General features: G+C 70.7%; 10 protein-coding genes. 7 read left to right on the top strand and 3 right to left on the bottom strand.

Annotated elements, in window-relative coordinates:
- Nucleotides 1-69 precede the first annotated feature (69 nt).
- Together ACFYOH_RS22740 and ACFYOH_RS22735 are read left to right on the top strand one after the other, a co-directional pair.
- Nucleotides 70-1113, top strand: coding sequence for a 3-isopropylmalate dehydrogenase (locus ACFYOH_RS22740; RefSeq protein WP_388628194.1), 1044 nt, complete (start codon nucleotides 70-72; stop codon nucleotides 1111-1113).
- A gap of 246 nt (nucleotides 1114-1359) precedes the next feature.
- Entirely contained in the window at nucleotides 1360-2448 is a 1089-nt protein-coding gene (locus ACFYOH_RS22735; RefSeq protein ID WP_388628191.1) for a branched-chain amino acid aminotransferase, read from the top strand.
- 151 nt (nucleotides 2449-2599) lie between these two features.
- Here the strand turns inward: ACFYOH_RS22735 and ACFYOH_RS22730 are convergent, their stop codons facing one another.
- Entirely contained in the window at nucleotides 2600-4036 is a 1437-nt protein-coding gene (locus tag ACFYOH_RS22730; RefSeq protein WP_388628188.1) for a cytosine permease, read from the bottom strand.
- 143 nt (nucleotides 4037-4179) lie between these two features.
- Between ACFYOH_RS22730 and ureA the strand changes: the two genes are divergently transcribed.
- The 5 genes from ureA to cimA all read left to right on the top strand — a co-directional run bounded on the left by ureA (nucleotide 4180) and on the right by cimA (nucleotide 10233).
- Nucleotides 4180-4863, top strand: a complete 684-nt coding sequence (gene ureA / locus ACFYOH_RS22725) for an urease subunit gamma (RefSeq protein WP_388628185.1) — start codon at nucleotides 4180-4182, stop codon at nucleotides 4861-4863.
- Nucleotides 4860-6542: an urease subunit alpha gene (locus ACFYOH_RS22720; protein ID WP_388628182.1), complete on the top strand. Its 1683-nt coding sequence runs from the start codon at nucleotides 4860-4862 to the stop codon at nucleotides 6540-6542. The genes ureA and ACFYOH_RS22720 overlap by 4 nt, the downstream gene beginning before the upstream one ends.
- An 8-nt stretch (nucleotides 6543-6550) precedes the next feature.
- A complete protein-coding gene (locus tag ACFYOH_RS22715) occupies nucleotides 6551-7588 on the top strand; it encodes an agmatine/peptidylarginine deiminase (protein ID WP_388628179.1) in 1038 nt (345 codons plus the stop codon).
- Between the two features lie 17 nt (nucleotides 7589-7605).
- Nucleotides 7606-8214, top strand: a complete 609-nt coding sequence (locus ACFYOH_RS22710) for a TetR/AcrR family transcriptional regulator (protein WP_388628176.1) — start codon at nucleotides 7606-7608, stop codon at nucleotides 8212-8214.
- Between the two features lie 408 nt (nucleotides 8215-8622).
- Nucleotides 8623-10233, top strand: a complete 1611-nt coding sequence (cimA, locus tag ACFYOH_RS22705; protein WP_388628173.1) for a citramalate synthase — start codon at nucleotides 8623-8625, stop codon at nucleotides 10231-10233.
- A gap of 18 nt (nucleotides 10234-10251) precedes the next feature.
- Here the strand turns inward: cimA and ACFYOH_RS22700 are convergent, their stop codons facing one another.
- Together ACFYOH_RS22700 and ACFYOH_RS22695 are read right to left on the bottom strand one after the other, a co-directional pair.
- Nucleotides 10252-10851, bottom strand: a complete 600-nt coding sequence (locus tag ACFYOH_RS22700) for a GPP34 family phosphoprotein (protein WP_388628170.1) — start codon at nucleotides 10849-10851, stop codon at nucleotides 10252-10254.
- 91 nt (nucleotides 10852-10942) lie between these two features.
- Entirely contained in the window at nucleotides 10943-12808 is a 1866-nt protein-coding gene (locus ACFYOH_RS22695) for a ricin-type beta-trefoil lectin domain protein (RefSeq protein ID WP_388628167.1), read from the bottom strand.
- Between the last annotated feature and the right edge of the window lie 85 nt (nucleotides 12809-12893).

The raw sequence follows: 12893 nt of genomic DNA, 5'->3' as shown, positions 1-12893 counted from the left end.
ATGCCGTCCACGTCGTCCATATGGTGGACGGGGCATGTCATTCCCTGGGACGAGGAGTAGGGTGCCCGCATGTCTCGCAGCATCAATCTCGCAGTGATCCCCGGGGACGGCATCGGACAGGAAGTCGTGTCCGAGGGTCTCAAGGTCCTCTCCGCCGTCCTGCCGCAGGATGTGAAGCTGGAGACCAAGGAGTACGACTTCGGCGCCAAGCGCTACCACGCCACCGGTGAGACCCTCACCGACGCCGATCTCGACGCGCTGAAGCAGCACGACGCCATCCTGCTCGGCGCCATCGGCGACCCGTCGGTGCCGTCCGGCGTCCTGGAGCGCGGCTTCCTCCTGAAGCTCCGCTTCGCCTTCGACCACCACGTCAACCTGCGCCCGTCGAAGCTCCTGCCCGGTGTCGCCACCCCGCTCGCCGGCCAGCCGGAGATCGACTTCGTCGTGGTCCGCGAGGGCACCGAGGGCCCGTACACCGGCAACGGCGGCACCATCCGCAAGGGCACCGAGCACGAGGTCGCCACCGAGGTCTCCGTCAACACCGCCTTCGGTGTCGAGCGCGTGGTCCGGGACGCCTTCGCCCGCGCCCAGGCCCGCCCGCGCAAGAAGCTCACCCTCGTCCACAAGAACAACGTGCTGACCTTCGCGGGCCACCTGTGGACGAACGTCTTCAACAAGGTGGCCAAGGAGTTCCCCGAGGTCACCACCGACTACATCCACGTCGACGCGGCGACGATCTACCTCGTCACCGACCCGGCGCGGTTCGACGTGATCGTCACCGACAACCTCTTCGGCGACATCATCACCGACCTCGCCGCGGCCGTCTCCGGCGGCATCGGCGTGGCCGCGAGCGGGAACATCAACCCCTCCCGCGAGTTCCCCTCGATGTTCGAGCCGGTCCACGGTTCCGCGCCCGACATCGCCGGCCAGGGCAAGGCCGACCCCACCGCCACGGTCCTGTCGGTCGCCCTGCTGCTGCGCCACCTCGGCTACGACGGCGAGGCCGACCGCATCGACACCGCGGTCGCCGCTGACCTCACCGAGCGTGCCGCGCTGAGTGCCCGCAGCACCTCGCAGATCGGCGACGCGCTCGCCGCCCGAGTAGCCGGCTGACCCGGCGCTCCACCCACGAAGCCGCCGGGTCGGACGACCGCCCGGCGGCTTTTCCATGTCCCCGCCGGGTGCCACCATCGACCCCTGGGCCGCTTTCACCCCCATTCCTTCCGCCGTGGGCCCCGCGCGATAATCGAACGCGGAGCCGCGGTATGAGGGAAAGCTCGGACGTCCTATCACTGAGAGGTCGCAGTGACGGGGTGTGAGCGCGGCCCGTCACTACAACCGGTGAAGGACAAACCACTCATGACGACGCCCACGATCGAGCTCAAGCCCTCCGCCAGCCCCCTCGCCGCCGCAGAGCGCGAGGCGATCCTGGCCAACCCCGGGTTCGGCCGCCACTTCACCGACCACATGGTGACGATCAGGTGGACCGAGGGCCGCGGCTGGCACGACGCCCAGCTCGTCCCGTACGGCCCGATCTCCCTCGACCCCTCCACCCACGTCCTGCACTACGGCCAGGAGATCTTCGAGGGACTGAAGGCCTACCGCCAGCCCGACGGCTCGATCGCGCTGTTCCGTCCCGAGGCCAACGCCCGCCGCTTCCGCAACTCCGCCCGCCGCATGGCCATGGCCGAGCTGCCCGAGGAGCTGTTCATCGCCGCGCTGGACGCGCTGCTCACCCAGGACGCCGACTGGGTTCCGCCGCACGGTGGCGAACAGTCCCTGTACCTGCGTCCGTTCATGTTCGCCACGGAGGCCGCGCTCGGCGTGCACCCGGCGAACGAGTACCTGTTCATGCTCATCGCCTCGCCCTCCGGCGCGTACTTCGCCGGCGGCGTCAAGCCGGTCACCATCTGGGTCTCCGAGGACCACGTCCGCGCCGTCCCCGGCGGCACCGGCGACGCCAAGACCGGCGGCAACTACGCCGCCTCCCTGCTGCCGCAGGCCGAGGCCGCCGCGCACGGCTGCGACCAGGTCGTCTACCTCGACGCGGTCACCCGCACCAAGGTCGAGGAGAGCGGCAGCATGAACGTCGCCTTCGTCTACGGCGACCGGATCGTCACCCCGGAGCTGACCGGCTCGATCCTGGAGGGCATCACCCGTGACTCCCTCCTCCAGGTCGCCCGCGACCTCGGCTACACCGCCGAGGAGGGTGTGGTCACCCTGGAGCAGTGGCGTGCGGACGCGGCCTCCGGTGCCCTCACCGAGGTCTTCGCCTGCGGCACCGCCGCCGTGGTCACGCCCATCGGTCACGTCAAGACCAAGACGGACGCCTGGACCCACGGCGACGGCAACCCCGGCGAGGTCACCCTCCGCCTGCGCGAGGCGCTGCTCGGCATCCAGCGCGGTGTGACGGAGGACAAGCACGGCTGGATGCACAAGATCGGCTGAGGTCCGCTCGACCGGCTGTCCGACGGGAGTGAGGCGCGCGCGTGCGAGGCGTAGCCACCGTTCCCGCCCCGGTATCCACCTCTTCCGCGGGGGCGCGTGCCCCCGCGGACACGCATCCGGGGTGACACCCGGCACGGGGGAGGCCGACTTCCTAGCGCCCGTGCTCGGCGCCCACCGCTTCCCGCGCGGCCTCGACGCGGGCCGATGCCGGTGGCCGGGGCGTCAGCAGCAGGTAGATCAGGCCACCGACCGCGCCCGACAGCAGGAAACTGCAGTCCACACCGCCGGTCAGGTGCAGCAGCGGGCCCTGGTACGAGGGCAGCGACACCGCGAGCAGCCCGACGCCGGCGCCCAGCGCCCAGGAGACGGCCGCCCGCACGTTCCAGCCGGCGCGGTACCAGTAGATCCCGCCCCGCGAGCGGCGGTTGAAGACCTGCAGGGCGTCGGCGTCGTACACACCGCGGCAACGGGCGAAGCCGATGAGGGTGATCACGGCCCACGGGGTGCCGATGGCGGTGAGCAGCAGTACGAACGAGGTCATCGCGGACTGCGCGTTCCAGGCGTAGTGGCCGACGAACACGCAGGCCGTGGCGACGATCGCGACCGTGTGGGTGGCACGGGCGCGGGACGCCCGGGGCAGGATGGCGTCCAGGTCCAGGCCCATGGAGTACAGCATCAGACCGGCGTTGCCGACCGAACCGGCCGAGGCGGACAGCAGCAGCGGGATCAGGTACCAGGTGGGGGAGGCCGCCACCAGCGGGCCGGCGTAGTCCAGCGCCGCGTGGGCGCCGTACGCGGTGAAGGTGCCGAACAGCTGCGGCACCAGCAGGCCCAGGGTCAGCCCCAGCCAAGTGGCCCTCAGGACGCGGCGGCCCGAGTGCCGGGCCGGAGAGATGTAGCGCGTGTAGTCGCCGAGCAGGGTGATGAAGGCGATGGGACCGGACAGGCCGGCGGCCACGGCCGACAGGAACCAGGTCGGCCAGAACGAGCCGAGCAGATAGCCGCCCGTCTGGGGCATGGCCGCGGTGGTGAAGTGCGGGGCGTAGGCGAAGACGCCGAGCACCAGCAGGATCGTCATGCCGATGGACAGAACCTTGGACATGTTCAGCAGCACCCGGTAGCCGTACACCGCGCCCGCTACCGTGGCGCCGGCCAGCAGCGCGTAGACCACGGCGTACGACACCCCGTCCGCGGCCAGCCCGAACATCCGGCCGAGCACGCTGATCATCACGTCGCCGCCGATCCACACCGTCAGCGCGGTGTACCCGAGGGCGAGCAGCAGGCCGACGACCGAGCCGACCAGCCGGCCCCGGACGCCGAACTGGGCGCCGGAGGAGGTCGAGAGGTTGGTCGCGGTGCGCAGGGAGATGAGGGCCAGCGGTGCCGTCACCGCCGTACCGACGATCGTGCCCGCCACGATCGAGCTGAGCGACGCCCACCAGCCGAGCCCGAAGGACGGCGGCAGCCAGCCGAAGATGATCACCCCGAGGCAGAGGTTGGAGCCGAGCAGGATCGAGACGAGATCGCGCGGACCGCTGGTCCGCTCCTCGTCCGGGATGGTGTCGACTCCGCGCTGTTCTATCGGCATGCCTGGTCTCCTTCGACTGCCGCCGGTCGGTTTGAGCGACGTTCAATGTCTGTGAAGCAAGGCCGACAGTCAATGCTTCTGTTTCACGAATTCTGTGTTTAGAGTGATGTTCTAAAGTAGGGAAGACAAGGAGGTGCCGCGTCGTGAGACTGACCCCCACGGAACGTGACCGGCTGCTGCTCTTCGGAGCCGCCGAGCTGGCCCGGGCCCGCCGGGCGCGCGGCCTGAGGCTGAACGTGCCGGAGGCGACCGCGCTGATCGCGGACACCGTGTGCGAGGCGGCCCGGGACGGCAGGCGGCTCGCCGAGGCCATCGAGGCGGCCCGGTCCGTGCTCGGCCCCGAGGACGTGCTCCCGGGGGTCGCCGACGTCGTCACCGAGGTGATGGTCGAGGCGGTCTTCGACGACGGCTCCCGGCTCGCGGTGGTCTCCGACCCCATCGGCGGCGGCCTCGGCGACCAGGCACCGGGCGCGCTGCTCCCGGCGCCCGAGCACGTGGAGCCGGAGGCGGTCGTACGGCTCACGGTCACCAACACCGCCACCGTGCCGGTCTCCGTCACCTCCCACTTCCACTTCTTCGAGGCCAACCCGCGGCTGGACTTCGCCCGCGAGAAGGCCTACGGGATGCGCCTCGCCGTCCCCGCGGGCTCCTCGGTGCGCTTCGGCCCCGGCGAGAGCGAGGAGATCGGACTCGTGCCGATCGGCGGCGACCGGGTCGCGATCGGCTTCGCCGGACTGGTCGACGGGCCGCTGGACGCGCCCGGCGCCAAGGAGGAGGCCCTGCGCAGGGCCGAGGCCTGCGGATACCTGGGAGCTGAGAACCGATGAACCCCTACGAGTACGCGGCCACCCACGGCCCCCGCGCGGGTGACCGCATCCGCCTCGGCGACTCCGGGCTCACCGTCCGGGTGGAGTCCGACTCCCAGCGCTACGGCGACGAGTTCCTGGCCGGCTTCGGCAAGACCGCCCGCGACGGGCTGCATCTGAAGGCCGCCGCCGTCCGTGAGACCTGTGACGTCGTCATCAGCAACGTCGTGGTGATCGACCCGGTGCAGGGCATCCGCAAGGTGTCGATCGGCATCCGCGAGGGGCGCATCCGCGCCATCGGACGCGCCGGCAACCCGGACACCCTCGACGGCGTCGACGTCGTCGTCGGTACCGGCACCTCCATCGTCTCCGGCGAGGGGCTGATCGCCACCGCCGGGGCCGTCGACACCCATGTCCACCTGCTGTCGCCGCGCATCATGGAGGCCTCGCTCGCCTCCGGCGTGACCACGATCATCGGGCAGGAGTTCGGCCCCGTGTGGGGCGTCGGCGTCAATTCGCCCTGGGCGCTGCGCCACGCCTTCAACGCCTTCGACGCCTGGCCGGTCAACATCGGCTTCCTGGGCCGGGGTTCGTCCTCGCACAGCGCTCCGCTGGTCGAGGCGCTGGCCGAGGGCGGCGCGTCCGGCTTCAAGGTGCACGAGGACATGGGCGCCCACACCCGGGCCCTCGACACGGCCCTGCGGGTCGCCGAGGAGCACGACGTCCAGGTCGCCCTGCACAGCGACGGCCTGAACGAGTGCCTGTCGGTCGAGGACACCCTGAGGGTGCTGGAGGGCCGCACCATCCACGCCTTCCACATCGAGGGCTGCGGCGGCGGACACGTACCCAACGTGCTGAAGATGGCCGGAGTCCCGAACGTCATCGGCTCCTCCACCAACCCCACCCTGCCCTTCGGCCGGGACGCGGTCGCCGAGCACTACGGCATGATCGTCTCCGTCCACGACCTCAAGCCCGACCTGCCCGGCGACGCCGCCATGGCCCGCGACCGCATCCGGGCCGGCACGATGGGCGCCGAGGACGTGCTGCACGACCTGGGCGCGATCGGCATCACCTCCTCCGACGCCCAGGGCATGGGCCGCGCCGGTGAGACGGTCCGCCGCACGTTCGCCATGGCGGGCAAGATGAAGGCCGAGCTGGGCCCGATGGAGGGCGACGGCGAGGGCGACGACAACGCCCGCGTCCTGCGCTACATGGCCAAGCTGACCATCAACCCCGCCATCGCGCACGGTCTTTCCCACGAGGTCGGCTCGATCGAGGTCGGCAAGCTCGCCGACATCGTGCTGTGGCGGCCGGAGTACTTCGGCGCCAAACCACAGCTCGTCCTCAAGTCCGGCTTCCCGGCGTACGGCGTGACCGGCGACCCCAACGCGGCCACCGACACCTGCGAACCCCTCGTCCTCGGCCCGCAGTTCGGCTCGTACGGCGCCACGGCGGCCGACCTCTCCGTCGCGTTCGTCGCCAGAGCCGCCGTCGACCAGGGCAACGACACGATGCCCACGCGGCGCAGAAGGGTCGCCGTGCGCGGCACCCGGGGCATCGGCCCGGCCGACCTGCGGCTGAACGCCCGGATCGGAGCGGTCGACGTCGATCAGCGCACCGGTCTGGTCACCCTCGACGGCGACCCGCTGCGCTCCGAGCCGGCCGACTCCGTCTCCCTCAACCGCTTGTACTTCCTCTAAGGATCACCATGTCTGCTGCCGCCGACGGCTTCCGTATGCCCGCCGAGTGGACCCCGCACGAGCGCACCTGGATGGCGTGGCCGGGCCCCAACCCCACCTTCGACGACCCGGAGGACCTCGCCGCCTCGCGTGCCGCCTGGGCCTCGGTGGCCCGTGCGATCCGCCGCTTCGAGCCCGTGACCGTGGTGTGCGGCCCGGGCCGGTCCGCCGAGGCGCGGGCGCTGCTCGGCCCGGACATCGACACCGTCGAGCGGGAACTGGACGACGCCTGGATGCGGGACATCGGCCCCACCTTCCTCACCAACGGCAAGGGTGAACTGGCCGCCGTCGACTGGACGTTCAACGGCTGGGGCGCCCAGGACTGGGCCCGCTGGGAGCACGACTCCAAGATCGCCGCGTATGTCTCCGACCTGGCGGGCGCGAAGACGTACGCCTCGCAGCTGGTCAACGAGGGCGGCGCGATCCACGTCGACGGCGAGGGCACGGTCCTGCTGACGGAGACCGTCCAGCTCGGCCCCGAGCGCAACCCGCACTGGTCGAAGCAGGAGGTGGAGGCCGAGATCCACGCCCACCTCGGCACCAGCAAGGCGATCTGGCTGCCGCGCGGCCTCACCGGCGACTACCCGCCCCACGGCTTCGGCACCCTCGGCCACGTCGACATCGTGGCCGCCTTCGCCCGGCCCGGTGTCGTGGTGGCCCACTCCCAGCCGGACCCGGCCCACCCCGACCACGAGGTCACCAAGGAGGTCATCGGCATCCTGCGCTCCCAGACGGACGCCCGGGGCCGTGCCCTGGAGGTCGTGGAGGTGCCCGCGCCGACCGCCCTGGAGGCCGACGGCCACTGGGCCGACTACTCCTACATCAACCACTACATCTGCAACGGCGGCCTGGTGCTGTGCGGCTTCGACGACCCGCGCGACGAGATCGCCGCCGGCATCTTCCGCCGGCTCTTTCCCGAGCGGACGGTCACCCTGGTGGACGCGCGTACGATCTTTGCGGGTGGGGGCGGCATCCACTGCATCACCCAGCAGCAGCCGAAGGTCTGAGCGCGTAGGAGACAGGGATGGCCGGTGCGGCACGGGCGCGGAAGAACGCGCCGCCGCGCGAGGAGGTGCTTGCCGCCGCCATGGACATGATCGCCGAGCGCGGTCTGGAGAAGCTCACCATGGCGGCGCTCGGCCGCGAGGTCGGGATGAGCAGCGGCCATCTCCTGTACTACTTCCGTTCCAAGGACGAGCTGCTGCTGCAGACCCTGGAGTGGAGCGAGGGCAGGCTCGGTGCCGAGCGGGGCCGGCTGCTGGCCCGTCCCGGAACCGCGCGGGAACGGCTGTCCGCGTACGTCGACCTGTACGTCCCCGACGGCCACCGCGACCCGCACTGGACGCTGTGGCTGGAGGTCTGGAACCGCTCGCAGAACGCGGACGACGAGGCTCGCGCCCGGCAGGTCGCCATCGAGGGCGCGTGGCATCGCGACCTGGTGGCGCTGATCGCCGAGGGCATTTCGAGGGGCGAGTTCCGACGGGTGGACGCGGACCGCTTCGCGGCGCGGTTGCGTGCGCTCCTCGATGGTTTCTCCATCCACGTCGCCATCGGGCTGCGCGGTACCGGTCGGGAGCAAGTACTGGCGCACGTACGGGAGTTCATCGAGGAGGGGCTCGCTGTGGTTCCCTAGGGGCGCGGGGCATGGCCGACTGGAGCACGGCACCCTGCACGCCCTGTGGCAGCACGGGCGGGAGGCCTCGGTGTGGCCTGCCGTACGCCCTCGCGGATTCCAGTCTGACGACCGCATCCTGAGACGGGCGGCGAGCCGGGGGCAGGTTTGTGCCAGACTGCCCCCGTGCTCTCGTTCGCCATGATTATTGGCAGCAGGCGCGCCGGTCCGCAGTGACCACCTCGTACGACCAGGTGCGGGTGGCCACCGTCGTCCTCGACCCGCGCGCAGACCTCTCGCACCCGCGAGGGGTTTTTTTCGTTTTCCGGCCCACCTACAGCCGGGAGCGGTGCGCGAGGGACCATTGGGGGGACGGTGGAGCCGGTCATTCCGGTAAGACCGAAGATCCACAACAGGAGCTTTGACACCATGACCGAGACGGCAACCAGCGAGCTCGACGACTCGTTCCACGTCTTCGACACCACGCTGCGCGACGGCGCGCAGCGCGAGGGAATCAACCTCACCGTCGCGGACAAGCTCGCCATCGCACGGCACCTGGACGACTTCGGCGTCGGCTTCATCGAGGGCGGCTGGCCCGGCGCCAACCCCCGTGACACCGAGTTCTTCGCCCGTGCCCAGGCGGAGATCGACTTCAGGCACGCCCAGCTGGTCGCCTTCGGCGCCACCCGCCGCGCAGGTGCGAGGGCCGCCGAGGACCCGCAGGTCAAGGCGCTGCTGGAGTCCGGCGCCCCGGTGATCACCCTGGTCGCCAAGTCACACGACCGGCATGTGGAACTGGCGCTGCGCACCACGCTCGACGAGAACCTGGAGATGGTCCGCGACACGGTGTCGTACCTGAAGGGCCAGGGCCGCCGGGTCTTCGTGGACTGCGAGCACTTCTTCGACGGCTACCGCGCCAACCCCGAGTACGCCAAGGCCGTGGTCCGTACGGCCGCCGAGGCCGGCGCCGACGTCGTCGTCCTGTGCGACACCAACGGCGGCATGCTCCCCGCCCAGATCCACGCCGTCGTCGCCACCGTCCTCGCCGACACCGGCGCCCGGCTCGGCATCCACGCCCAGGACGACACCGGCTGCGCGGTCGCCAACACCCTGGCCGCCGTGGACGCGGGCGCGACCCACGTCCAGTGCACCGCCAACGGCTACGGCGAGCGCGTCGGCAACGCCAACCTGTTCCCCGTCGTCGCCGCCCTGGAGCTCAAGTACGGCAAGAAGGTGCTGCCCGAGGGCAAGCTCCGCGAGACGACCCGGATCTCGCACGCCATCGCCGAGGTCGTCAATCTGACCCCGTCCACCCATCAGCCGTACGTCGGTGTCTCCGCCTTCGCCCACAAGGCGGGCCTGCACGCCTCCGCGATCAAGGTCGACCCGGACCTGTACCAGCACATCGACCCCGAGCAGGTCGGCAACACCATGCGCATGCTGGTCTCCGACATGGCGGGCCGCGCCTCGGTCGAGCTCAAGGGCAAGGAACTCGGCATCGACCTCGGCGGCGACCGCGAACTGGTCGGCCGGGTGGTCGAGCGGGTCAAGGAGCGCGAGCTCAAGGGCTACACCTACGAGGCCGCCGACGCCAGCTTCGAGCTGCTGCTGCGGTCCGAGGTCGAGGGCCGCCCGCTGAAGTACTTCGACGTCGAGTCCTGGCGGGCCATCGTCGAGGACCGCCCCGACGGCACCCACGCCAACGAGGCCACGGTGAAGCTGTGGGCCAAGAGCGAGCGGATCGTCGCCACGGCGGAGGGCAACGGCCCGGTCAACGCCCTGGACCGCGCCCTGCGCGTCGCCCTGGAGAAGATCTACCCGCAGCTCGCCAAGCTGGAGCTGGTCGACTACAAGGTCCGCATCCTGGAGGGCAAGCACGGCACCCAGTCCACCACCCGCGTGCTGATCTCCACCTCGGACGGCGCCGGCGAGTGGTCCACGGTCGGCGTGGCGGACAACGTCATCGCCGCGTCCTGGCAGGCCCTGGAGGACGCGTACACGTACGGGCTGCTGCGGGCTGGGGTGGAACCGGCGGAGTAGAGCACCCCCGGCGGGGCGTCACGGCGCTCGCCAGATGTTGTCGAACGCCGCGTTCTCGATGCGGCGCCGCTCCCGCACGGCCCCCAGTTCCGTCACCGCGTCGCCGACCGCCAGCAGAACGGTGACGACCGCCTCCTCGCCGGGCTCCTCCTCCGGCGGCAGCTCGCCCTGGATGCCCAGGGTGGCGGCGAGCCCGGTGAGGGCCGGCTCGCGGGACCACCAGCGGTCGGCGGCATGGCGCCGGGCCGGGGTGTCGGCCGCGGCCGCCTTGTCGGCCCGGTGCGGCCAGCGGTGCCGCTTCCCGGAGAGCTGCCCCGAGGTGTCCAGGACGTCGCGGTAGGCCGTGGCCAGCCCCTCGCCCCGGCGCCACAGCCAGTCCTCGACCGTCTCGTACGGCTCCTCGCGCACGAGCGCCGCCCCGGCCTCGTCCAGCATCCGGTCACCCGTGGTCAGCACGGGCCCGGGCACGATGCGCTCACCGTCCAGGGTGAGCGCGCGTGCCCCGAGCAGGTCGATCAGCTCGGCCCCCGCGAGCGCCAGCGACAGATCGCCGGGCTCGACGGGGTGCTCGCCGGGTACGTCGAGGCTGACGAGGAAGAGATCCTGCGGTGTGGTCATACCTCATCGTCCCCCAGCCGACGAGCGGGCGCCGCTCAGCGGCGCCCCCGGGTGAACCCGCACCCGTCGGCGACGGCCTGGTGGGGGTGCGCTACTGCAGGTGCCACTTCTGGTTGGCGGCCCCGGTGCACGACCAGATCTGCGCCCGCGTTCCGTTCGCCGACGAGTTGTCGGTCACGTCGAGGCACTTGTTCGCGGCAAGGTTCACGACGTCCCCGGTGGACGCGTTGTACGACCACTGCTGGGCGCCGGTGCCGTTGCAGTCGTACAACTGCACCTTGGCGCCGTCCGCCGTCGAACCCGATGCCACGTCCAGGCACTTGCCGAGGGCCTGGACCGACCCGTCGGCCATGACCGTCCACTGCTGGGCGGCGGTGCCGTTGCAGTCGTAGAGCTGTACGGCCGTGCCGTTGGCGCTCGAACCGCCCGCCACGTCCAGGCACTTGCCGGCCAGGCCGACGAAGGAGCCGGTGTTCGAGCCGCCGCCGGACTGGGTGCCGGACCAGGTGAAGGTGGCCGAGGTCTTGCCGGGCAGCGAGTAGGTGGCGTGCTGCGAACCCCAGTTGATGGTCACCGTCTGCGCCGAGGAGGAGTCGTTGTACGCGATCAGCGCCTTGCTGCCGTCGGGGTTGCGCCAGGCCACGTTCGGCACGGTGGTGGACGCCGTGGAGGCGATCCGCTGGGCGCCCGGCCGGACGAACTTGGTCAGCTGGCCCATGTCGTAGTACTCGACGGTGTAGTCCACGGTGCCGCTCTGCCCGTCCCCGTTGTGCACGGTGACCAGGCCCGTGCAGGTGCCGCAACCGCCGTTGTGGGGGCCGCCGTTCTGGTCCACCGCCAGCGACCACTTCGTCACCGACTTCGCCCAGTTGCGGGTGTAGTCGATGATGTTGGACATGTCCTCGCGCTGCTGGTCGGCGATCCAGGTGCCACCGGAGTGCTCGGTGCCGAAGGCGTCCAGCGAGGGGTACTGGTTGTGCACGGTGGTCTGCTTGGTGACGTCACCGCCGTAACCGTGCCAGGCGATCCCGCCGAAGTTGGGGTGGTCGCGGATCGCCGGGTCGTCGACGCTCTGGGCCGCGTAGGAGTCGTAGGTGTCCCAGTTCCAGTCGTGGGCCAGGACCTTCGTCGAAAGGCCCGCCGACCGCAGCTGCGGAAGCAGGTCGTTCTTGAGGAAGTACTGGATTCCGGACGCGTTCCAGCTCATCGACGGGTAGCCGGAACAGCAGGTCGGCTCGTTCTGCGGGGTGACGTACGAGACGTTGATCCCCTGGTCCTTGTACGCCTGGAGGTACTTCACGAAGTAGGAGGCGTACGCCGAGTAGTCCTCGGCCTTGAGCCAGCCGCCGCCCAGCGAGCCGCTGTCCTTCATCCAGGCCGGGGCGGTCCACGGCGAGGCCATCACCGTCAGGGACGGGTTGAGCTGCAGCGCCTGCCGGGTGAGCGGCACGACGTCCGCGAGGTCGTGCGCGATCGAGAACTGGGTGAGGTTCGGGTCGGTCTGCCCGGACGGCACGTCGTCGTACGTGTAGCCGTACCGTGCGAGGTCCGAGGCGCCCATCGGGTTGCGCAGGAACGACAGTCCGATGCCGTCCGTCGGCGAGAACAGCTTGCGCATGGTCGCGTCCCGGGTGGCCTGGGACAGCGCCCCGCTGCTGTTCATCAGCCAGGCCGCGGTGTCCGTGAAGGACGCGCCGCCGCCGGTGAAGGTCTGGTAGCGGGTGTTCTCGTCGACGGTGATGTTCGTGCCGCCGCCGCCCGTGCCGGACTGGAACGCGAACGGCGTCTGTGCCTGCAGGCCGCGTACGACATGCCGGCCTGCGGAGTCGTCGGTGGTGGTGAGCCAGGCCGTGACCTGCTCACCGGCCGCGTGCGCGGGGGGTACGGCGGCAAAGAGGCCGGCTGCGGAGAGCAGTCCGGCCAGCAGCAGCCGGACCGTGCGGGGGGTTCTCCTCATGTGCGTCGCCCTTCAACTGACGTGCACTCTTGACGGGTTGGGGTGCCATTAGTTAACTCACGGCGTGATCTAAGCCATGAGTGAA

The organism is Streptomyces sp. NPDC007856 (assembly GCF_042868225.1).
Classification (GTDB): Bacteria; Actinomycetota; Actinomycetes; order Streptomycetales; family Streptomycetaceae; genus Streptomyces.
Note: the sequence above shows the minus strand (reverse complement) of the source record. Positions and strands in the feature narration are given on the sequence as shown.

Excerpts from the sequence above, each read along its gene's own strand:
- ACFYOH_RS22740 (WP_388628194.1), top strand. The coding sequence starts at position 70 with ATGTCTCGCAGCATCAATCTCGCAGTGATCCCCGGGGACGGCATCGGA.
- ACFYOH_RS22735 (WP_388628191.1), top strand. The coding sequence starts at position 1,360 with ATGACGACGCCCACGATCGAGCTCAAGCCCTCCGCCAGCCCCCTCGCC.
- ACFYOH_RS22730 (WP_388628188.1), bottom strand. The coding sequence starts at position 4,036 with ATGCCGATAGAACAGCGCGGAGTCGACACCATCCCGGACGAGGAGCGG.
- ACFYOH_RS22720 (WP_388628182.1), top strand. The coding sequence starts at position 4,860 with ATGAACCCCTACGAGTACGCGGCCACCCACGGCCCCCGCGCGGGTGAC.
- ACFYOH_RS22715 (WP_388628179.1), top strand. The coding sequence starts at position 6,551 with ATGTCTGCTGCCGCCGACGGCTTCCGTATGCCCGCCGAGTGGACCCCG.
- ACFYOH_RS22710 (WP_388628176.1), top strand. The coding sequence starts at position 7,606 with ATGGCCGGTGCGGCACGGGCGCGGAAGAACGCGCCGCCGCGCGAGGAG.
- cimA (WP_388628173.1), top strand. The coding sequence starts at position 8,623 with ATGACCGAGACGGCAACCAGCGAGCTCGACGACTCGTTCCACGTCTTC.
- ACFYOH_RS22700 (WP_388628170.1), bottom strand. The coding sequence starts at position 10,851 with ATGACCACACCGCAGGATCTCTTCCTCGTCAGCCTCGACGTACCCGGC.
- ACFYOH_RS22695 (WP_388628167.1), bottom strand. The coding sequence starts at position 12,808 with ATGAGGAGAACCCCCCGCACGGTCCGGCTGCTGCTGGCCGGACTGCTC.